The organism is Winogradskyella jejuensis (genome assembly GCF_900129745.1).
Classification (GTDB): Bacteria; Bacteroidota; Bacteroidia; order Flavobacteriales; family Flavobacteriaceae; genus Winogradskyella; species Winogradskyella jejuensis.
Window position 1 is genome coordinate 1,052,590 of record NZ_FQWS01000002.1, and the last position, 18,677, is coordinate 1,071,266.

An 18,677-nucleotide genomic window follows, 5' to 3' on the forward strand; every position below is an offset into this window, starting at 1 on the left:
AGCCATTTCTCCCGGCACCTCAGGATGAAATGGCTTTTTTTATTTCATTAATCCTAAAAATGAGGCTTAATTCCTTTGAAGCGATTATATTTTCCTAAATCAATTTCATTAATATTAGGGTCTTTTGATGAATAGGTAAGTTTAAACATTTTACCTATGCAACCTTTTCGCTTATTGTCAGATTCATCACATCTGAAAAAAGATAAAGATGTAGAACCAACATATGATTTCCCATCTACCTTAAACCTATATGAAATTGTATATCTAGCATTGCTCCTATACCTAAAATTGATTATTTCAGCTTCAGTTATTTTACCATACTCTTCAAGCTCATCATATCTTATAGTGTTGTAGTAAATTCCACCTATAATTATAAATCCAAGTATTAGTATACCTATTATCTTTTCGTTCTTTTTTATGAACTTCATTTACTGCTCCAACAAATCTGCTTTTATTCCATAATCATTCAAGAATAATTCAAAATCTGTGATATTGTATTTCTTTAAAAACTGGATTGACTTTTCAATATCATCATGAAGAATTTCGTCTTTCTTTAAAAAAGGGACTTCCTTTCTGTAGGCTTTCAAAAACAACTCTATAAACCTAGAGGATTTTAATGGTTTTCTAAATTCCATAGCTTGCGAAGCATTAAACAATTCTATAGCTATAATGCGTTCTACATTTCGGATTAAATTATATGCTTGTACCGCAGCATTGGCGCCCATACTCACATGGTCTTCTTGCCCGTTACTTGATACAATACTGTCTACACTAGCTGGTGTTGCTAACTGCTTATTAGCACTTACAATACTTGCTGCTGTGTATTGCGGAATCATAAAACCAGAATTGAGACCAGGATTGTTCACCAAAAATGCTGGTAAACCTCTCAAGCCAGAAACCAATTGAAAAACACGTCTTTCTGATATATTTCCAATTTCTGCCATAGCGATTTTTAGATAATCAAAAGCTAAAGCTAGTGGCTGTCCATGGAAGTTTCCAGCAGATATAATTTCATCTTCATCAGGAAAAATATTAGGATTATCAGTCACCGAATTGATTTCTGTAATCATTGTTTTCTCCACAAAATCTATCGTGTCTTTTGTTGCGCCATGTACTTGAGGAATACATCTAAAAGAATATGGGTCTTGCACATGCTCTTTCTCACGAGCAATTAATTCACTTCCTTTTAAAAATTCTCTAAAACGACGCGCAACTTTTAATTGCCCTGCATGAGGTCTTACTATATGCACCAAATCGTTAAAGGGCTCTATTCTACCATCAAAAGCATCCAATGAAATACTAGCAACAATGTCCGCTAAGTAAGATGCCTTGTGAGATAACAAAAGACAGTATACACCATAAGCAGTCATAAACTGTGTTCCGTTTAATAAGGCTAAACCTTCTTTTGCCTCAAGTTTTATAGGCTTCCAATTGAATTTCTTTAATACTGTAGATGTCTTTACCAGCCGATTTTGGTAAGTCACTTTTCCTTTACCGATAATTGGCAAAGACAAATGTGCTAATGGTGCTAAATCTCCAGATGCACCTAGTGAACCTTGCGTATATACAAACGGGAAAATATCATTATTAAAAAAATCAATTAAACGTTTCACCGTATCTAATTGCACACCAGAATGCCCAAAACTTAAAGACTTTATCTTTAGCAAGAGCATTATTTTAACGATGACTTCTGGGACTTTATCTCCAGTACCACAAGCATGAGACATCACCAAATTCTCCTGCAATTTTGTTAAATCACGCTTAGAAATCTCAACATTGTATAAGGAACCAAAACCCGTATTAATACCATAAAAAGGAGTGTCACTATCAGCAAGCTTCTTTTCTAAATAGCTTTTAGATTTTTTGATTTTAGATTTGGCTTCTTCCGATAGTTTAATCTTCTTATTCTCAAAAATGATAGTGTTAATATCCTTTAGCGTCAATAAAGAGGAAGAAATTGTATAGTATTTTGCCATTTTGTGAGTTTTCTAAAAATCAAAAGTGAAAATATCTTTTTGGCTATGCAACAAATGTTAATAATTACATAGTATTTTATGCTTCATCAACTTCTTCTTCGCCTTCAACTTGGGTTTGTTCTGGTTGCTTAAATAAATCAATATAAGCTTCGCCTAAATAGTCTATAATATGGCCAGCCAATAAGCTTTGGTAACCATATTCTTCAATAGCTAAATCACCAGCTCTACCATGCAGATATACTCCAAAGAGTGTAGCCTCAATTGGATTGTATTTTTGGCATAAAAGCCCCGTAATAACACCCGTTAAAACATCTCCGGAACCGCCTGTTGCCATACCTGGATTTCCTGTAACATTTATATATTTCTTTTCACCAAAGACTGTAATGGTATGAGCTCCTTTTATAACGACTATAACCTTGTGCTTCACTGAAAAATCTGATGCTTTTTTAAGCTTATCAAAATCATCTGACCACTTACCTACTAATCGCTCTAATTCTTTAGGGTGCGGTGTTAATATTGAGTTTTCTGGAATTGATTTTAGCAACGCATTATTTTCAGAAATAATATTTATAGCATCTGCATCAATAACTAATGGGGCTTTGTTAGATTTTAGAAAAGTTTGCAGTGCGGAAACAGTTTCAGAAGATTTTCCCAAACCTACACCAATTCCAATAGCGGATGGCTCAATATCAAAATTGATATCTGTTATCTTCTTTTCATCAGCATTTGCAATAACCATTGCTTCTGGTAAACTAGATTGTAATGGATAATAGCCACATTTCGGAACATAAGCAGTAGCCAAACCTGCCCCTGATGATAAAACAGAACGCGTAGCTAATTGCACAGCACCAATTTTACCATAACTTCCACCAATAATAAGTCCATGTCCAAAATCGCCTTTATGAGAAAACTTTTCTCTAGGCTTATACATTGGGAGTACTTCATTCTTAGAAATTAACTCGTACTCAGTTTCAGAAGATATTAAATACTCTCGGTCGATGCCTATGTCTATAACTTCCCACTGAACAGTACAATCTGAAGTTTCAGGCAAAAAGAAAATCAATTTTGGCGATTGAAAACTCAAGGTGTAATTTGCTCTAACCACACCATCTTTATCTTGTATGGGCTTATCTGTATACCATCCAGATGGGATATCTACAGAAAGTGTAAAAGCATCCGAAGCCTTAAAATGATGAAATAGTGCTTTTATCCAATCTTCAATAGAACGATTAAGGCCAATGCCAAAGATAGCATCGACAATAATATCATCTTTATGAATCTCAGGAAAATCAGTTTCGCACTTTAATAATTGAGGCCATTTTTTGGTAACCGCCTTTACTTTATCATAACTTGTTAAGAAATCTTGAGAACGGCTATTCCCACAATTCACTACATAAACTTCTACATTATAACCATGGGTAATTAGGTGTCTTGCTATAACTAGACCATCACCTCCATTATTACCAATACCACAAAAAATATGGATAGGCACTTGGGCACCTTGCATTCGTAAATGCATCCAATTAAAAATTTGCAAACCAGCACGTTCCATTAATTCTGATGGCGGCAAGCTTTGACGTTGCTCGGTGATTTTATCACCTTCATATATTTGAGTTTTCGAAAAGATTTTCATCTACACTATGATTTATTTAAAAAACCAACCTCTATTTTATTCTTTTTATAAAAATAGGACTAAACATGAGCTTAGGTTTTTTTATTGTGCCAAAAATAATACATTTGATTAGCACTGAAGACAAAATACACTTTCGCATGTAGTGCTTAGGAAATTTAAGTCGTAAACTTAACAAGTTTTCAAATCTCAAATATCATGAAAGTCTTGAAATTTGGTGGAACATCCGTTGGTTCTGCTAGTAATATAAATAAAGTTATAGCTATCCTAGACAAAAAGTCAGAGGACACTCCAATTGTCGTGGTTGTGTCTGCTGTTGGCGGTATTACAGATAAGCTTCTAAATGCGGGACGCCTTGCAATACTAAAGGATGAAGTTTATAAGACTGTGTTTGAAGACATCCAAAATATCCATTTCTCTATTGTACAAGAACTCATTCCTGAGGATAATGAGCTTATAATTTCTACAATAGGTAAGAAGCTTGAAGCGCTCTTAAGTTTACTTGATGGATTGTACCTTCTAAACGAATTGACTCCAAAAATATCAGACAAATTAGTGAGTTTTGGAGAGCTTATTTCATCTTATATCATCTCAGAAACCCTAAAGTCAAGAGGAATTGATGCAAAAAGAAAAAATAGTCAAGAGCTTATAATTACGGATTCAAATCATGGTAATGCGGAAGTATCCATACAACCAACTAGAGCTAACATTGTTGAGTATTTTAAGAGTTCAAAACATAGAATTACAGTATTACCAGGTTTTGTTGCAAACTCCACAACAGGAGAAGAGACGACGCTTGGTCGTGGAGGTTCTGACTACACAGCATCTATTGTTGCAGCTACTTTAAATGCAGAAGTTTTAGAAATTTGGACAGACGTCAGTGGCATGTATACAGCAAATCCAAGTCTAGTAAAACAAGCCAAGCCCATAGAGCAAATATCATTTCAAGAAGCCTTAGAACTATCTCATTTTGGTGCAAAAGTCCTTTATCCACCAACAGTACAACCTGTTTTAGATGCTAATGTTCCTATTCTTATAAAGAATACGATGTATCCAGAAGATGTAGGAACAAGAATTTCAGATTTCACCGAAAAGTCTATAAAAAATCCTGTTAAAGGGATTACTCATATAGACAATATAGCTTTGCTTACACTCCAAGGTCCAGGTATGGTGGGGATTCCTGGTTTTTCAAAACGGCTATTTGAAACTTTAGCTCTTGAAAAAATTAATGTCATTTTTATAACGCAGGCTTCCTCTGAGCATGCCATTTGTTTTGGTATAGACACAAAGGATAAAGAAACAGCTGAAAATTCTATTAATAAGGCTTTTGAGTACGAAATCACACTTAAAAAGATTGAACCCATACTTGTAGAGAGTGGACTTTCTATCATAGCACTTATTGGGGATAATATGAAAAACTACCAAGGTATTAGCGGTAGAATGTTTAGTACACTCGGCAAAAACAACATCAATGTTAGAGCTATAGCACAAGGCGCTTCAGAACGAAATATTTCAGCAATAATTGACGAAATTGATGTAAAAAAAGCACTTAATGCCTTACACGAACGCTTTTTTGAAGTCGAGACTAAACAACTTAATGTTTTTATCGTTGGTGTTGGTAATGTTGGCGAACGTCTCATAGACCAAATAGAACAACAACATCAATTTTTGAAAGAAAAACTAAAAATTGATGTTCGTATTGTAGGCATGGCAAACTCCAGAAAGATGATTTTTAATGAAGAAGGAATTGATTTAGAAGATTGGCCCTCTGCTTTTGATTTTGCTGAAAAAACTAACCTAGAGATATTCTACAATAGAGTGTTAGACCTTAATCTTCGTAATAGTATTTTTGTAGACATTACTGCAGAAGAAGAGGTATCTTATTGGTATGAGCATTACTTACGTCAGAGTATTTCTGTAGTTGCTTGCAACAAAATAGCATGTTCTGGAGCATATAGTTTATATGAAAACTTACATGACTTAGCACTGAGCTATAACACTTCGTTTCTTTACGAAACTAATGTAGGCGCAGGCTTACCCATCATAAACACACTCAATAATTTAGTAGCTTCTGGGGATAAAGTAACGAGTATTGAAGCTGTTTTATCAGGAAGTCTCAATTTCGTATTCAACAATTTTGGAGACCACACCAATTTTCATGATACCGTAAAACGAGCTCAATTTGAAGGCTACACAGAACCAGACCCACGTATAGATTTAAGCGGAATAGATGTGGCGCGTAAGATTTTAATTCTAGCCAGAGAGAATGGCGAAAAAATGGAAATTGAAGACATTGAAAACGAATCCTTCCTTACCAAAGCAAACTTAGAAAGTGATACTGTTGACGATTTTTATGACACACTTAAAGAAGACGAATCTCATTTTCAAGATATATATGCTTCTGCAAAAGAAAAAGGCTGTCAATTAAAATATGTAGCTGAATTTAAAAACGGGAAAGCAAAAGTGGGTTTAAGAGAAATCCCTGAAGGTCATCCATTTTACAATTTAGAGGGCAAAGACAATATCGTGATGTTCTATACTGAGCGTTACCCTGAGCAACCTCTTATTGTTAAAGGTGCTGGAGCTGGTGCAGATGTCACTGCTTCTGGTCTATTTGCGGATATTATAAAAATTGGTAACAAATAGTTATGGAGCGTATCAAAATATTTTCTCCTGCGACTGTAGCCAATGTATCCTGTGGTTTTGATGTTTTAGGATTTTGCCTAGACAGTGTTGGTGACGAAATGGTCATCCGAAAAACTTCAGAAAAAGGTATTAGAATTACAAAAATTGAAGGATCTGATTTACCATTTAATCCTGAAGATAATGTTGCCGGAGTTTCTGCATTAGCATTATATAATTATTTAAAACCTGATTGTGGTTTTGAAATCGAAATCTACAAAAACATAAAACCCGGAAGTGGTATTGGAAGTAGTTCAGCTAGTGCTGCAGGAAGTGTATTTGGTATCAATGAACTTCTTGGAAAACCATTAAGCAAGCTACAACTTACCAAATATGCACTCAAAGGCGAGGCCTTAGCTAGCGGGTCAGAACATGCCGATAATCTTGCTCCAGCGATTTTCGGAGGTTTTACTTTGGTTCGTAGCGTAAATCCGGTTGATGTATTGCAACTTCCAACACCTAATGACTTATATACGACATTAATTCATCCACAAATTGAAATAAAAACATCAGAAGCTCGTGCTATTTTACCAAATGAAGTTCCGTTGAGTAATGCCATTACACAATGGTCTAATGTAGGTAGTTTAGTGCATGCCCTTCACACAAATGATTATCATCTTTTGAGTAAAACACTAAATGATATTGTTGTAGAACCTTACCGAAAACAACTCATACCAGAATTTGATAAACTAAAAACAGAAGTTATTAATGCTGGAGCTTTAGGTTGTGGTATTTCAGGTTCTGGACCTTCAATATTTGCTTTGAGTAAAGGAAAAGCTAAAGCTACAGAGGTGGAGAAAGTAATGCAAAATGTATATGAGAAAACTGAAATTCCGTTTTACACTTTTGTTTCAAAAATAAATACTGAAGGGATTAAAATTTTATAAATGAAGTATTACAGTCTGAATAAAAAAGCGCCTAAAACCACTTTTGAAGATGCCGTAGTTAGAGGATTAGCGCCAGATAAAGGTTTATACTTCCCAGAGTATATCACGCCTCTACCCTATTCCTTTTTTGATTCTATTGAAAACAAATCCAATTCTGAAATCGCTTTCGAAGCCATTAAACAATTTGTTGGTGATGAAATCCCTGAAAACGACTTAAGAACTATTGTTAAGGACACGCTCTCATTCGATTTTCCTGTAGTAGAATTAGATTTTAAAATTTCATCTTTAGAGTTATTCCATGGACCAACTATGGCATTTAAAGATGTTGGTGCCAGATTTATGGCCAGATGTTTAGAGTATTTCAATAAAAATAATTCTAGAAAAGTTACCGTTTTGGTTGCCACCTCTGGTGATACTGGTGGTGCCGTAGCCAATGGCTTTTTAGGTGTTAAAGGAGTTGATGTAGTTATACTCTACCCTTCTGGAAAAGTCAGTGCCATTCAAGAAAAACAATTGACGACTCTTGGACAAAACATTACTGCTCTAGAAGTCGATGGTGTTTTTGACGATTGTCAAGATATGGTAAAACAAGCTTTCGTTGATGAAGAATTGACGAGTAAAATGCAGTTAACCTCCGCTAATTCTATAAACATTGCACGTTGGTTACCACAATTGTTCTACTTTTTATTTTCATACAAACAGCTAAAAAGTAAGTATGAAAATATTGTATTTTCTGTACCTAGCGGTAATTTCGGGAATATTTGTGCGGGTATGGTGGCTCAAAAACTAGGATTGCCAATAAAACATTTTATAGCTTCTAATAATTCTAATTGCGTAGTCACTAACTATCTAGAAACAAAGTCATACCAACCAAAGGCTTCCGTGCAAACCATTAGTAATGCTATGGATGTTGGCAATCCGAGTAACTTTATAAGGATTAAAGAATTATACAACTCTGATTTTAATGAATTAAAAGAAAACCTTTCTTCTTACAGTTTTTCGGATGATGAGACACGTAAAGCCTTATTAGAAATACATAAGACGTATAATTACATTGCTGACCCTCATGGTGCAGTAGGATATTTGGGCGCAAAAAAGTATTTGCAGAATAATCCAGGAGACCACGTTGTATTTTTAGAAACGGCTCATCCGACAAAGTTTTTAGATGTTGTTGAAGACGTTATTAATATTAGGGTTGAATTGCCCGAACAGATTAAAGCGGTTATAGATAAAGAAAAAGTATCTATTCCTATTTCTAGCTATTCAGAGTTAAAAACGTATCTACTTAACAAGAATTAATTATTCTGCTTCTTTGCTTTACGGCTACCTTCGTACATTTCGTATTTAACTAAACGAGATTCTAACTTTGCATTAAATACTTTTATTTTTCGAGATGGACGTAAGCCAACTGATTTTAATGCTTCAAGATTAGACGTGACTAACCAAGCATCTGTATTGGGATAACCGTGTTTTAAAGTTGTACCAATATTGCCATAGAATTCTTCAACATTCAGGTTTTCTAAACGCTCTCCATAAGGCGGATTAAATACCATATGCAGCTTACTGTTTCCAGCCTTTTGAGTTTTAAAGAAATCTTCATGTTGTATATGGATAAACTCATCCAAATGCGCATTTTTAATATTCTCTTTGGCTTTAGCTACAGCAGAAGGTGATTTATCATAACCCAATATCTTATGATGAAAATCTCGCGTTTTCTTCAAAAGTGATTCTTCAATCTTTTCAAATAAATCCACATCCCAATCTTGCCAACGCTCAAAAGCAAATTCTTTACGCATTAAGTTAGGCGGAATATTACAAGCAATCATAGCCGCTTCAGCCAAAATAGTACCACTACCACACATAGGATCCATAAAATCGGTTTGTCCGTCCCATCCACTCATCATTATTAAACCAGCTGCTAAAACCTCATTTATAGGTGCAATATTAGTCGCCGTTTTATACCCGCGACGATGTAGCGATTCACCTGAAGTATCTAATGAAATAGTACAACGTTGGCGGTCGATGTGTACATTAATTTTTAAATCAGGAAATCGCAAATCTATATTAGGACGTGTACCGCTGTTTTCTCTAAAACGGTCAACAATAGCATCTTTAGTTTTTAAAGCCGTGTATTGCGAATGAGTGAAAATACTATGATGTACAGTGGCATCAACAGCTAGAGAACCTTCTGGTTTTAGATAGTTTTCCCATTTAATATTTTTAACTCCATTGTACAAATCTTCTTCTCTAGTTATACGGAAGGATTTAATAGGCTTCAATATTTTAATGGCTGTTCTAATCCCCAAATTGGCTTTATACATAAAACCTTTATCACCAACAAAAGACACAACTCTGACACCCTTTTCAACATCCATTGCACCTAGTTGTACAAGCTCTCTAGCTAAAATATCTTCAAAGCCAAATAAGGTTTTGGCAACCATTTTGAAATTTTCGTCCATATATTTCGTCAAATATCAAAACCTTTAAAACGGTTCGATAGGTTGCAAAAATACAGTATTTTTGTGAAGTCGAAAGACCACACCAACTATGACAAAAACAACAGAAAAATGGTATGCTTCTTGGTTTGATACACCATACTACCATATTTTATATAAAGACAGAGATTATACTGAAGCACAGGCTTTTATGGATAATCTCACCAACTATCTCAACCTTCCAGAAAATGGAAAGATATTAGATTTAGCTTGTGGTAAAGGTCGCCATTCTATTTACCTAAATAAGCTAGGTTACAATGTTACAGGTGTAGATTTATCTGAGCAAAGTATTACTCATGCTAAGCAATATGAAAATGATAGCTTAAAGTTTGATGTACATGATATGACCAAACCCTATCCTGAAACATTTGATGCTGTTTTCAATTTGTTTACAAGCTTTGGTTATTTTGAAGATGACATCTGCAATTTAAAAACTATAGAGTCCATTAAAGCTGAGCTGAATGACTTTGGTTTTGGGGTTATTGATTTTATGAATTCTGAGTACATCATAGACAATCTTGTTGCTGAAGACACTAAAACTGTGGATGATATTACCTTTTTACAACAACGAAAAGTAGAAGATGGTTATATTATTAAAGACATCTCTTTTACGGCAGATGGCGAAGATTATCAGTTTCAAGAACGCGTTAAAGCTTTTACTTTAAATGATTTTGAAGTGCTTTTTGAAAAAGCTGGTGTACATCTGTTAGATGTTTTTGGCGATTATAAACTTCGTAAGTATCACCAAAAAACTTCTGAGCGTTCGATTATGATTTTTAAGTAAATTGCCAACATGAATAAGTTTCTATTTCCTGTTTATGCCATAATCATTGGTGTTGTTATTGCGTTTTTAACCAAGAACAAGAAGACCATTGGCACAAAGCTACTCCTTTCTTTTAGTGGGGCTTTTCTATTGGCACTAACACTTTTTGATTTGCTTCCAGAAGTTTACGAGCATTTAGACGCTAAGCGTACCGGACTTTTTATTATGTGTGGTATTCTGCTTCAGATTATATTAGAGTTTTTCTCTAAAGGTGCTGAACATGGTCACCTACACATTCATAAGGATGATACTCAATTTCCTTGGCTTCTATTTATTAGTTTATGTATTCACAGTTTTTTAGAAGGCTTCCCTATTAATCAACATAACGATATGGTCTACGGGGTTTTTATACATAAAATACCTATTGCTATACTTCTTACCACATTCTTGCTGGAATCTATGTATGTAAAAGGTCAAGCTATAAGCTTTATGTTAATTTTTGCTGCCATGACGCCTTTAGGAACATTAGTCTCTAATACAACATCTATTGCACCAGAGTATCTCACTGCAATTAATGCCTTAGTAATTGGTATTTTTCTTCATATTTCAACAACTATTTTATTTGAAAGTGGTGAAGGTCACAAGTTCAATTTATCAAAACTAGTGGTTATTTGTTTAGGAATCCTCATAGCCTATTTTGTATAAATGTTTAGCAAAGAAGAAAGCCGAAAACTGCGAGAAGACTTTTGGATAAGCTTCGGGAAATCCTTTCCTAGAAAGTGGTTGCTTTACAACACTAAGATTAAAGGTCTATCTTTTAAGTTCTATTTTGATACCAAAAAAGCTTTTGTTTCACTAGACCTTGAAGACGATTTAGAAAACCGAATTAATTGCTGGGAAAAGCTTGAAGCCCTTAAAGGCATTCTTCATTCTGAATATCTTCCTGATGCTATTTACGAAGAAGAGTTTTACCTAGATAATGGTAAAGAAATTTCTAGAATTTATATTCCTCTTGAACAAAAAGTATCCATTCATAACAAAAATACATGGCGCGATGTTATGGAATTCTTTTTTGAAAAAATGTCGTTGTTTGAAGCTTTTTTTGAAGAATATAGAGATATTATTAAGTCGTAAACATCGTACATCTAGCTTAACCCCTTTTTTATTACCTTTAAAGCTAATCAGCTTAACTAAATCATCAATATCATGAAATACTTAAAGTATATACTAGGAATAATAGCTATTCTCGCTATAGGATTTTTTCTTTTAGGTGTCATTAAATCTGAGGTTTCTTACGATTGCCAAGTTATTGTAGATAAACCGCTTGCCGAATCGTGGGCAGTGAGCCAGGACGAAAGTAAAATGGCAGATTGGTTAGAAGGCTTCCAAAAGATTGAGCATATCAGCGGAACGCCAGATTCTGTTGGTGCTGTATCAGATGTTCACTTTATAACAGAAGGTCAAGAGATGGTTATACGAGAAACAATTACTGAAATTGTACCCAACGAGTCGGTGGCCATGACGTTTACTTCAGATTTCATGGACATGGACTATAAACTTAGTATGAATGCTGTAGATGGAAAAACTAAAATTAGTTCTAGCACTAATGCCAAAGGTAATGGTATGTTTTCAAAATCGTTAATGGCTTTAATGAGTAGCTCTATAAAAGAACAAGAAGAAACAAATCTGGCAAATCTTAAAAAGGTAATTGAAGAAAATGAAAGTACGACTCCAACGCTTATTTCTGAAACTCTAGAGCTTACACATTGCGAATCTGCAGTTTATGACGCGCAGAATAATAGAATTTATGCTTCGCTTATTGGTAATCGAGAAGATGGTGATGGCTCAGTAGCGACTATTGGCTTAGATGGTAAAATCCTGAATAAAACTTTTGTAGCAGGACTAAACGACCCAAAAGGTATTGCTATAACAAAAGATAAATTATATGTCTCTGATGTTACTGAACTTGTTGAAGCAGATTTAAAAACAGGTAAAATCTTAAACAAATATACTTCAGAAAGTATTGCATTTCTAAATGATGTGGCAATAGATAATTCGGGGAACGTTTATGTTTCAGACACTAGAACTTCAGAAATATATCAACTTGGCACTAATGGTAACTTTTCATTATGGTTAGCCGACGCCGCTCTAGATAATCCAAATGGACTTTTGGTACAAGGCAATACCATGTATGTAGCATCATGGGGTTCTGCTCCAGAAGGTGGGCGTGTTTCAAAAATAGATATGAATACTAAATCTGTAGATTCTATTTCAACCATAATAGGTAATCTCGATGGCATAAGACCATACGATGCCAACCGAATGATAATTTCGGATTGGAGAAGTGGAAACATTCATCTTATAGATGCAGAAGGAAATACTGAAAACATACTTACAGTAGGTCAAAGTGTTGGAGATATAGCCTATGTTAAAGAAAAACAACTCTTATTATTACCCATGAATAAGCAAAGTCGTTTGTTGTTTTATAAATTGAAATAATCCGAATGCAATTTGATAATTACCGAATACGATTATTAAAAAACACGGATTTAGAGGCCTATTACGGTATGGTGTCTAAAAACAGAAAACGTTTAGAAGATTTCTTTACCGGCACCACATCTAGAACTCAGACTTTTGAAGATACTAAAGTATTTCTGGCTGAAATGCTAGAAAGGGTGAATAAAAGAGAATACTATCCCTATTTAATAGAAGATATCAATACAAATACCATAGCGGGTTTTTTGGACCTCAAAAATGTTGATTGGAAAATACCAAAAACCGAAATGGGACTCTACATTGATGAAGACTACGCCGATAAAGGTGTTTCATCCAAAGCATTTAAACTATTCTGCGACTATTGCTTTGATACACATGGCTTTAAAAAACTTTTCCTCAGAACACATCCTCAAAATTATCCAGCACGAAAAATTGCTGAAAAAGCGGGCTTTAAAAACGAAGGCACCATACGATGTGATTACAAAACAACCTCAGGAGATTTAATAGACCTTGTGTACTATGGTAAATTGAGTAACGAGTAATTTCTGTAATATTTGATATTAATTATATCAACGTTGTAAGTATCTATATAAATAACTGACTTATTGCTCAATAACCAACTAGAATACTTTATGAAATATATAAAACTCATCATCCGTATTGCAATAGCAGTCATTCTAATTCAAACATTAAGATTCAAATTTACAGCACATCCAGATAGTGTTTATATTTTCACAGAGGTTGGCCTTGAACCTTATGGCAGAATTGGTATAGGTGTCGTAGAACTTGTTGCAAGTATTCTCATCTTAATTCCAAGGACAACATGGCTTGGGTCTCTTGCAGTAATTGGTATTATTGGCGGCGCAATAATGATGCACCTTACCCAATTAGGAATTGAGATTAATAATGATAATGGATTATTGTTTTACACGGCAATTGTAACATTTTTATTAAGTGTAGTAAGCTTGTGGTTTGCACGAAAAGATATCCCTATAATTGGTAAAAAATGGTTTTCTGCTCATAGTAACTAGTCCATGCAACTTTATCCTATTTATTCAATTTGATTACCTTTAGAATATCAATTTCTAAACTCAATCAATTATGAAACTCGGAGCATTTTCAATAAGCTTAAGCGTTAAGGATATAAAAGCCTCTAAAGAATTTTATGAAACCTTAGGATTCTCAGTATTTGCTGGAGATATGGAACGGAATTATCTCATTATGAAAAATGGTGACACCATTGTAGGTCTATTTCAAGGCATGTTTGAGCAGAACATTCTCACCTTTAATCCTGGTTGGAATCAAGATGCTGAAACACAAGATAATTTTGATGATGTAAGAGCTATACAACGGCATTTAAAGGCCTCTGGTATAAAACTCATCAAAGAAGCAGACGCTAATACTAAAGGTCCTGAAAGCATCACACTATTTGACCCTGATGGCAATACCATTCTAATTGATCAGCATGTTTAAATTACATACTCGTAAATCATCATAAAATGACAAATGGCTCCTGCCAAAACAAAGAAATGCCAAATCACGTGATTGTAAGGTATTTTATTAATAGCATAAAACACGATGCCGACGGTATATAATAAGCCTCCAGCAAATAACCAAAGGATGCCGTTGGAATGCATAAGGTTAGACAAGGTCGTAAAGTCAAAAACAATTAACCAACCCATGACCAAATACAGAAGCGTTGAAAATATTTCGAACCGTCCTGTAAAAAAGAGCTTTAAGATTACACCAAAAAGGGCTATTCCCCATACGGCATAAAATAACGGCCAACCTAGACTGTCTGGCAACATTATTAACAAAACTGGCGTGTAAGTGCCAGCTATAAGAAGATATATGCTTATATGATCAACAACCCTAAATTTCTTTTTAAGGGTTTCATTAGTCACTGCATGATATAAAGTCGATGCTAAAAACAAAATAATTATAGACAACCCATAAACCACAACACTAAACAAATACCAAGGTTTTGAGCTATCAACATTTACGATTAAAGCAATTAAGCCAATTACTCCTAGCAAAGCTCCTACTCCGTGAGACCAAGCATTGAGTAGCTCTTCACGTTTAGACTGCACGCTCATAATTACTTCTTGGATTTTTTAGGATTAAGCCATTTATCAGTCAAATCGTAATAATCGATGTCAAAGGCTGGGTCTTGCCGTTCTAATTGCCCATTCTGGAATGCGCGAAGCAAAATATCCTCTATTAAAAAATCCTCTTCAACATCTAGTGGAGCAAATTCACGCTTTAGTTTAATGTCAAACAAGCTTGCGGTATTATTGTACCAAAACGCACGCCAACCGTTACGTAGTTCTTTTACCAATTGAAAGGCTGTTTTTCCTGTTTGCCGGTGAATTAATTTTACCAAAATTTGTCCTTCTGTTTTAGTGAGTTTCTTAAGTTCTGCTGAAAATTCTTTTTCTATAAACTTTTGAACTTTTTTCGCATGTTTCTTCTTCTTTCTGCGCTTACTGAATTTTTCAAGCTCTTTGTTTAGCTCCACTAAACGCTCAGCAGCCATTTTAGCATAAGGATAAACTTTAAGCGTCTTTCGTTTTAATATGTAGTAACGGACACGCTCATCCTTAGTTTTTAGGCTAAGCCTTGGTAAAACAATAACTTCATCAAGGTCAATGGCTTTTTTAAATAGCGAATCGCCTTCGACACGGATATATTTATCTGCAAGCGTATCCTGTGGCACTGGCTCTATCTGTGCAAACAAAAGCATTGGAAAACAAACAAATAATGTGAGTAATTGTTTCATACCATTAATTCATTGCTAAAACTGTTCCAAAACTACATTTTAGCACAAATCAAAATTAAGAATTTATCAATGCTATAACCCTAATTTTACCTTTAATATTGTTATTTTTAAGAAAAATTTATTCGCATGGCAAAACAGAAATTACTCAACAAAAAGTCAATGGACTTTTTAGAAAAATACTTAAATAACGCATCACCTACAGGATACGAATGGGAAGGACAGAAAATCTGGATGGATTATCTAAAACCTTATGTCGATGAGTTTATAACCGATACCTATGGTACTGCAGTTGGTGTTATTAACCCAAAAGCAAAATTCAAAGTGGTTATCGAAGGACACGCAGACGAGATTTCGTGGTATGTCAACTATATTTCTGATAATGGTTTGCTTTACGTTATTAGAAATGGCGGCAGTGACCACCAAATTGCACCAAGTAAGATTGTTAACATTCACACCAAAAAAGGCATAGTTAAAGGAGTGTTTGGATGGCCAGCTATTCATACAAGAAATAAATCTAAAGAGGAGCCACCTAAACCAGACAACATTTGCATAGATATCGGTGCCAAAGACAAAAAAGAAGTCGAAAAAATGGGCGTTCATGTGGGTTGTGTGATAACCTATCCAGATGAATTTCATATCCTAAATAAAGATAAGTTTGTATGTCGCGCTTTAGACAACCGTATGGGTGGTTTTATGATTGCCGAAGTCGCTCGTTTACTTAAAGAAAATAAAAAGAAATTACCTTTTGGCTTATACGTTACCAACTCAGTACAAGAAGAAATTGGACTTCGCGGTGCCGAAATGATTACCCAAACCATTAAACCAAATGTAGCCATTGTAACAGACGTAACACACGACACAACCACACCAATGATAGACCCTAAAAAGCAAGGTTTAGCGGAGATTGGTGCTGGTCCTGTGGTGGCTTATGCGCCGGCGGTACAGCAAAAATTACGAGATTTAATTACAGATACAGCCGAAGAAAAGAAAATACCTTTTCAGCGTGCGGCCTTATCTAGAGCAACAGGCACAGATACCGATGCCTTTGCCTATAGCAATGGTGGCGTAGCTTCTGCTTTAATTTCATTACCATTACGTTACATGCACACTACGGTTGAGATGGTACATAAAGACGATGTAGAAAACGTCATTCGCTTAATTTACGAGACGCTTTTAAAGATTGAAGATGGCGAAACGTTTAGTTATTTTAAGTAGATTGTTCAATATATAATATTTCAAGTCTGAATAATTTTGGAATTTTGATGTGTTTCTGCATCCGTTAGAATATTGATTGTAAACAATCTATTCTATAAATATCTAGTGGTAAATAAATTTTGAAACTTAATGGATTACAAAAAAACTTTGGACGAGGCAAGACAATTCAGAATTGCAGCTGCCATCTGTTTATTTGAACAAGAAGAGAGAAAATATTATCCTAAAATTGATAGATGGCTAATAATACCTGCAACCGTAAATTATGCATTAGCAATAGAATTATTTTTAAAATGTCTTTTGATTAAAGAAGGAAATCATAAAACTGGTCACAAATTATATGACTTATTTTTAGAATTAAAACCTAAGACACAAGAGCATATAATAAAACTAACTAATTTACCACCAATAATTTTATTTCATGTAATTCTCAAAGCTCATTCAAATCTTTACGATGATTGGAGATATTTTTATCAAAAGAAAGGAGGAAACAGCAATAGAATTGAATTTCAATTCTTAAAAGACTTTAGCAATGCATTAGATAAAACAATTTTTGATTTATACGGTTAAAACCGTGATTCATAGCAAGAATAAAACACAAATATGCCACTAACCCAACAAAAACAGCTTTTCAACATCTCAGAAGACTTGACCTATCTCAACACGGCGAGCTTCTCTCCTGCTTTTAAATCTGTTGAAGCTGCTGGTATAGAAGGCATGAAACAAAAAAGCAATCCGGAGCTACGGCAAGCCTCAGATTTATTTGAGCCTGTTGTAGCATTACGAAAATTATTTGCGCAACTAATTAATGAAGACGATTACAACCGTGTTGTGACTTTGCCTTCCGTGTCTTACGGTATGGCCAATGTGGCGAATAATATTGAGTTAAAAGACGATGACGAGATTATAATTATAGAAGAGCAATTTCCTAGTAATTATTACATCTGGGAAGATTTGGCTAAACGCTACAACGCCAAAATTGTAACGATTTCGCAACCAGAAACTATTGAGGATTGGAATGCGTCTCTACTCGAGCAAATTAACCCAAAAACGGCTTTAGTCGCCATTGGTCATATCCATTGGGCAAACGGCTATACTTTTGATTTAAAAGCCATCAGAGCAAAAACAAAACAGAATAACGCGCTCTTCGTCATCGACGGAAGTCAATCTATTGGCGCGCTTCCGTTTTCTATAAAAGACATTCAACCCGATGCACTAATTTGTGCTGGCTACAAATGGTTGTTTGGGCCTTATGGTTGCGCGTATGGGTATTACGGCTCGTACTTTGATAATGGCAAACCTATTGAGCAAAACTGGGCAAACCGATTGGGAAGTGAGAATTTAGCTGGCCTAACAGCCTATCAATCGCAATACAAACCCAAAGCCAATAGATATGCTATGGGCGAAAGCGGAAGTTTCATTTATGTAAAAATGCAAACCGCCGCGCTTAAGGAAATTCTAAAAATTAAGCCTTCAGAATTACAAGAGTATTGTCATAATATTTCACATAAAGTCTTAAAAGAGCTCAGTGATTTAGGGTTTACAAGTACTCATCCTGATTTTAGAGCTAAGCATTTGTTTGGTGTAAAAATTCCTGAGTTTGTCAATGTAGACGATTTAAAAGCAGCATTGAAAGCTAATAACATTCATTTGTCTTTCCGAGGCGAATACATGCGTGTATCCTGTCATATTTTTAATACCGAAGCCCATTTTGAAAAATTGGTAAACGTTGTAAAATCCGTAATCAAAGCGTAGTT

19 protein-coding genes are annotated in these 18,677 nt (G+C 34.8%); 13 read left to right on the plus strand and 6 right to left on the minus strand.

What is annotated here, in order from left to right; translation table 11 throughout:
• Positions 1 to 53: 53 nt before the first annotated feature.
• The 3 genes from BUB95_RS12575 to BUB95_RS12585 form a co-directional block, all read right to left on the minus strand.
• Positions 54 to 428, minus strand: a complete 375-nt coding sequence (locus BUB95_RS12575) for a hypothetical protein (protein ID WP_073086991.1) — start codon at positions 426 to 428, stop codon at positions 54 to 56.
• Positions 429 to 1,976: a histidine ammonia-lyase gene (hutH, locus tag BUB95_RS12580; RefSeq protein WP_073086993.1), complete on the minus strand. Its 1,548-nt coding sequence runs from the start codon at positions 1,974 to 1,976 to the stop codon at positions 429 to 431.
• A gap of 76 nt (positions 1,977 to 2,052) precedes the next feature.
• Positions 2,053 to 3,609, minus strand: a complete 1,557-nt coding sequence (locus BUB95_RS12585) for a bifunctional ADP-dependent NAD(P)H-hydrate dehydratase/NAD(P)H-hydrate epimerase (protein WP_073086995.1) — start codon at positions 3,607 to 3,609, stop codon at positions 2,053 to 2,055.
• Positions 3,610 to 3,804: 195 nt separating this feature from the next.
• Between BUB95_RS12585 and thrA the strand changes: the two genes are divergently transcribed.
• Genes thrA through thrC form a run of 3 tightly spaced genes read left to right on the plus strand, consistent with a single transcriptional unit; the run spans position 3,805 to position 8,474 of the window.
• Positions 3,805 to 6,252: a bifunctional aspartate kinase/homoserine dehydrogenase I gene (gene thrA / locus BUB95_RS12590; RefSeq protein WP_073086997.1), complete on the plus strand. Its 2,448-nt coding sequence runs from the start codon at positions 3,805 to 3,807 to the stop codon at positions 6,250 to 6,252.
• Between the two features lie 2 nt (positions 6,253 to 6,254).
• Positions 6,255 to 7,175 (plus strand): homoserine kinase, encoded by a 921-nt coding sequence (locus tag BUB95_RS12595; RefSeq protein ID WP_073086999.1) that lies wholly within the window; start codon positions 6,255 to 6,257, stop codon positions 7,173 to 7,175.
• On the plus strand, positions 7,176 to 8,474 hold the full coding sequence (gene thrC, locus BUB95_RS12600; RefSeq protein WP_073087001.1) for a threonine synthase: 1,299 nt from the start codon (positions 7,176 to 7,178) through the stop codon (positions 8,472 to 8,474). It abuts the gene before it with no gap.
• On the opposite strand, the gene BUB95_RS12605 is transcribed toward thrC, so the two are convergent.
• Entirely contained in the window at positions 8,471 to 9,634 is a 1,164-nt protein-coding gene (locus tag BUB95_RS12605; RefSeq protein WP_073087003.1) for a THUMP domain-containing class I SAM-dependent RNA methyltransferase, read from the minus strand. The genes thrC and BUB95_RS12605 overlap by 4 nt on opposite strands.
• 88 nt (positions 9,635 to 9,722) lie before the next feature.
• Here BUB95_RS12605 and BUB95_RS12610 point away from each other — a divergent pair, with 88 nt between their 5' ends.
• The 7 genes from BUB95_RS12610 (at position 9,723) to BUB95_RS12640 (ending at position 14,402) form a co-directional block, all read left to right on the plus strand.
• Positions 9,723 to 10,454: an SAM-dependent methyltransferase gene (locus BUB95_RS12610; protein WP_073087005.1), complete on the plus strand. Its 732-nt coding sequence runs from the start codon at positions 9,723 to 9,725 to the stop codon at positions 10,452 to 10,454.
• A 9-nt stretch (positions 10,455 to 10,463) separates the two neighbouring features.
• On the plus strand, positions 10,464 to 11,138 hold the full coding sequence (locus BUB95_RS12615) for a ZIP family metal transporter (protein ID WP_073087007.1): 675 nt from the start codon (positions 10,464 to 10,466) through the stop codon (positions 11,136 to 11,138).
• Entirely contained in the window at positions 11,139 to 11,567 is a 429-nt protein-coding gene (locus tag BUB95_RS12620; RefSeq protein WP_073087009.1) for a DUF4268 domain-containing protein, read from the plus strand.
• Positions 11,568 to 11,639: 72 nt separating this feature from the next.
• Positions 11,640 to 12,932 (plus strand): SRPBCC family protein, encoded by a 1,293-nt coding sequence (locus tag BUB95_RS12625; protein WP_073087011.1) that lies wholly within the window; start codon positions 11,640 to 11,642, stop codon positions 12,930 to 12,932.
• A gap of 5 nt (positions 12,933 to 12,937) precedes the next feature.
• A complete protein-coding gene (locus tag BUB95_RS12630; protein WP_073087013.1) occupies positions 12,938 to 13,471 on the plus strand; it encodes a GNAT family N-acetyltransferase in 534 nt (177 codons plus the stop codon).
• A 90-nt stretch (positions 13,472 to 13,561) separates the two neighbouring features.
• Positions 13,562 to 13,960: a DoxX family protein gene (locus BUB95_RS12635; RefSeq protein ID WP_073087015.1), complete on the plus strand. Its 399-nt coding sequence runs from the start codon at positions 13,562 to 13,564 to the stop codon at positions 13,958 to 13,960.
• 70 nt (positions 13,961 to 14,030) lie between these two features.
• Positions 14,031 to 14,402: a VOC family protein gene (locus BUB95_RS12640; RefSeq protein ID WP_073087017.1), complete on the plus strand. Its 372-nt coding sequence runs from the start codon at positions 14,031 to 14,033 to the stop codon at positions 14,400 to 14,402.
• Here the strand turns inward: BUB95_RS12640 and trhA are convergent.
• The gene (gene trhA, locus BUB95_RS12645; RefSeq protein WP_073087019.1) at positions 14,399 to 15,025 is read right to left on the minus strand and encodes a PAQR family membrane homeostasis protein TrhA; all 627 of its coding nucleotides are present in this window, start codon (positions 15,023 to 15,025) and stop codon (positions 14,399 to 14,401) included. The two genes, BUB95_RS12640 and trhA, sit on opposite strands and share 4 nt — an antisense overlap.
• Positions 15,026 to 15,027: 2 nt before the next feature.
• On the minus strand, positions 15,028 to 15,708 hold the full coding sequence (locus tag BUB95_RS12650) for a DUF4294 domain-containing protein (protein ID WP_073087021.1): 681 nt from the start codon (positions 15,706 to 15,708) through the stop codon (positions 15,028 to 15,030).
• A 126-nt stretch (positions 15,709 to 15,834) separates the two neighbouring features.
• Here BUB95_RS12650 and BUB95_RS12655 point away from each other — a divergent pair, with 126 nt between their 5' ends.
• The 3 genes from BUB95_RS12655 (at position 15,835) to BUB95_RS12665 (ending at position 18,675) form a co-directional block, all read left to right on the plus strand.
• Positions 15,835 to 16,923, plus strand: a complete 1,089-nt coding sequence (locus tag BUB95_RS12655) for a M42 family metallopeptidase (RefSeq protein WP_073087024.1) — start codon at positions 15,835 to 15,837, stop codon at positions 16,921 to 16,923.
• A gap of 129 nt (positions 16,924 to 17,052) precedes the next feature.
• Entirely contained in the window at positions 17,053 to 17,490 is a 438-nt protein-coding gene (locus BUB95_RS12660; RefSeq protein ID WP_073087026.1) for a hypothetical protein, read from the plus strand.
• A gap of 33 nt (positions 17,491 to 17,523) precedes the next feature.
• On the plus strand, positions 17,524 to 18,675 hold the full coding sequence (locus BUB95_RS12665; RefSeq protein ID WP_073087028.1) for an aminotransferase class V-fold PLP-dependent enzyme: 1,152 nt from the start codon (positions 17,524 to 17,526) through the stop codon (positions 18,673 to 18,675).
• Positions 18,676 to 18,677 lie beyond the last annotated feature (2 nt).

Excerpts from the sequence above, each read along its gene's own strand:
- BUB95_RS12650 (WP_073087021.1), bottom strand. The coding sequence starts at position 15,708 with ATGAAACAATTACTCACATTATTTGTTTGTTTTCCAATGCTTTTGTTT.
- BUB95_RS12610 (WP_073087005.1), top strand. The coding sequence starts at position 9,723 with ATGACAAAAACAACAGAAAAATGGTATGCTTCTTGGTTTGATACACCA.
- BUB95_RS12655 (WP_073087024.1), top strand. The coding sequence starts at position 15,835 with ATGGCAAAACAGAAATTACTCAACAAAAAGTCAATGGACTTTTTAGAA.
- BUB95_RS12665 (WP_073087028.1), top strand. The coding sequence starts at position 17,524 with ATGCCACTAACCCAACAAAAACAGCTTTTCAACATCTCAGAAGACTTG.
- thrC (WP_073087001.1), top strand. The coding sequence starts at position 7,176 with ATGAAGTATTACAGTCTGAATAAAAAAGCGCCTAAAACCACTTTTGAA.
- BUB95_RS12595 (WP_073086999.1), top strand. The coding sequence starts at position 6,255 with ATGGAGCGTATCAAAATATTTTCTCCTGCGACTGTAGCCAATGTATCC.
- thrA (WP_073086997.1), top strand. The coding sequence starts at position 3,805 with ATGAAAGTCTTGAAATTTGGTGGAACATCCGTTGGTTCTGCTAGTAAT.
- BUB95_RS12640 (WP_073087017.1), top strand. The coding sequence starts at position 14,031 with ATGAAACTCGGAGCATTTTCAATAAGCTTAAGCGTTAAGGATATAAAA.
- hutH (WP_073086993.1), bottom strand. The coding sequence starts at position 1,976 with ATGGCAAAATACTATACAATTTCTTCCTCTTTATTGACGCTAAAGGAT.
- BUB95_RS12625 (WP_073087011.1), top strand. The coding sequence starts at position 11,640 with ATGAAATACTTAAAGTATATACTAGGAATAATAGCTATTCTCGCTATA.
- BUB95_RS12605 (WP_073087003.1), bottom strand. The coding sequence starts at position 9,634 with ATGGACGAAAATTTCAAAATGGTTGCCAAAACCTTATTTGGCTTTGAA.
- BUB95_RS12620 (WP_073087009.1), top strand. The coding sequence starts at position 11,139 with ATGTTTAGCAAAGAAGAAAGCCGAAAACTGCGAGAAGACTTTTGGATA.
- BUB95_RS12615 (WP_073087007.1), top strand. The coding sequence starts at position 10,464 with ATGAATAAGTTTCTATTTCCTGTTTATGCCATAATCATTGGTGTTGTT.
- BUB95_RS12585 (WP_073086995.1), bottom strand. The coding sequence starts at position 3,609 with ATGAAAATCTTTTCGAAAACTCAAATATATGAAGGTGATAAAATCACC.
- BUB95_RS12575 (WP_073086991.1), bottom strand. The coding sequence starts at position 428 with ATGAAGTTCATAAAAAAGAACGAAAAGATAATAGGTATACTAATACTT.
- trhA (WP_073087019.1), bottom strand. The coding sequence starts at position 15,025 with ATGAGCGTGCAGTCTAAACGTGAAGAGCTACTCAATGCTTGGTCTCAC.
- BUB95_RS12635 (WP_073087015.1), top strand. The coding sequence starts at position 13,562 with ATGAAATATATAAAACTCATCATCCGTATTGCAATAGCAGTCATTCTA.
- BUB95_RS12630 (WP_073087013.1), top strand. The coding sequence starts at position 12,938 with ATGCAATTTGATAATTACCGAATACGATTATTAAAAAACACGGATTTA.
- BUB95_RS12660 (WP_073087026.1), top strand. The coding sequence starts at position 17,053 with ATGGATTACAAAAAAACTTTGGACGAGGCAAGACAATTCAGAATTGCA.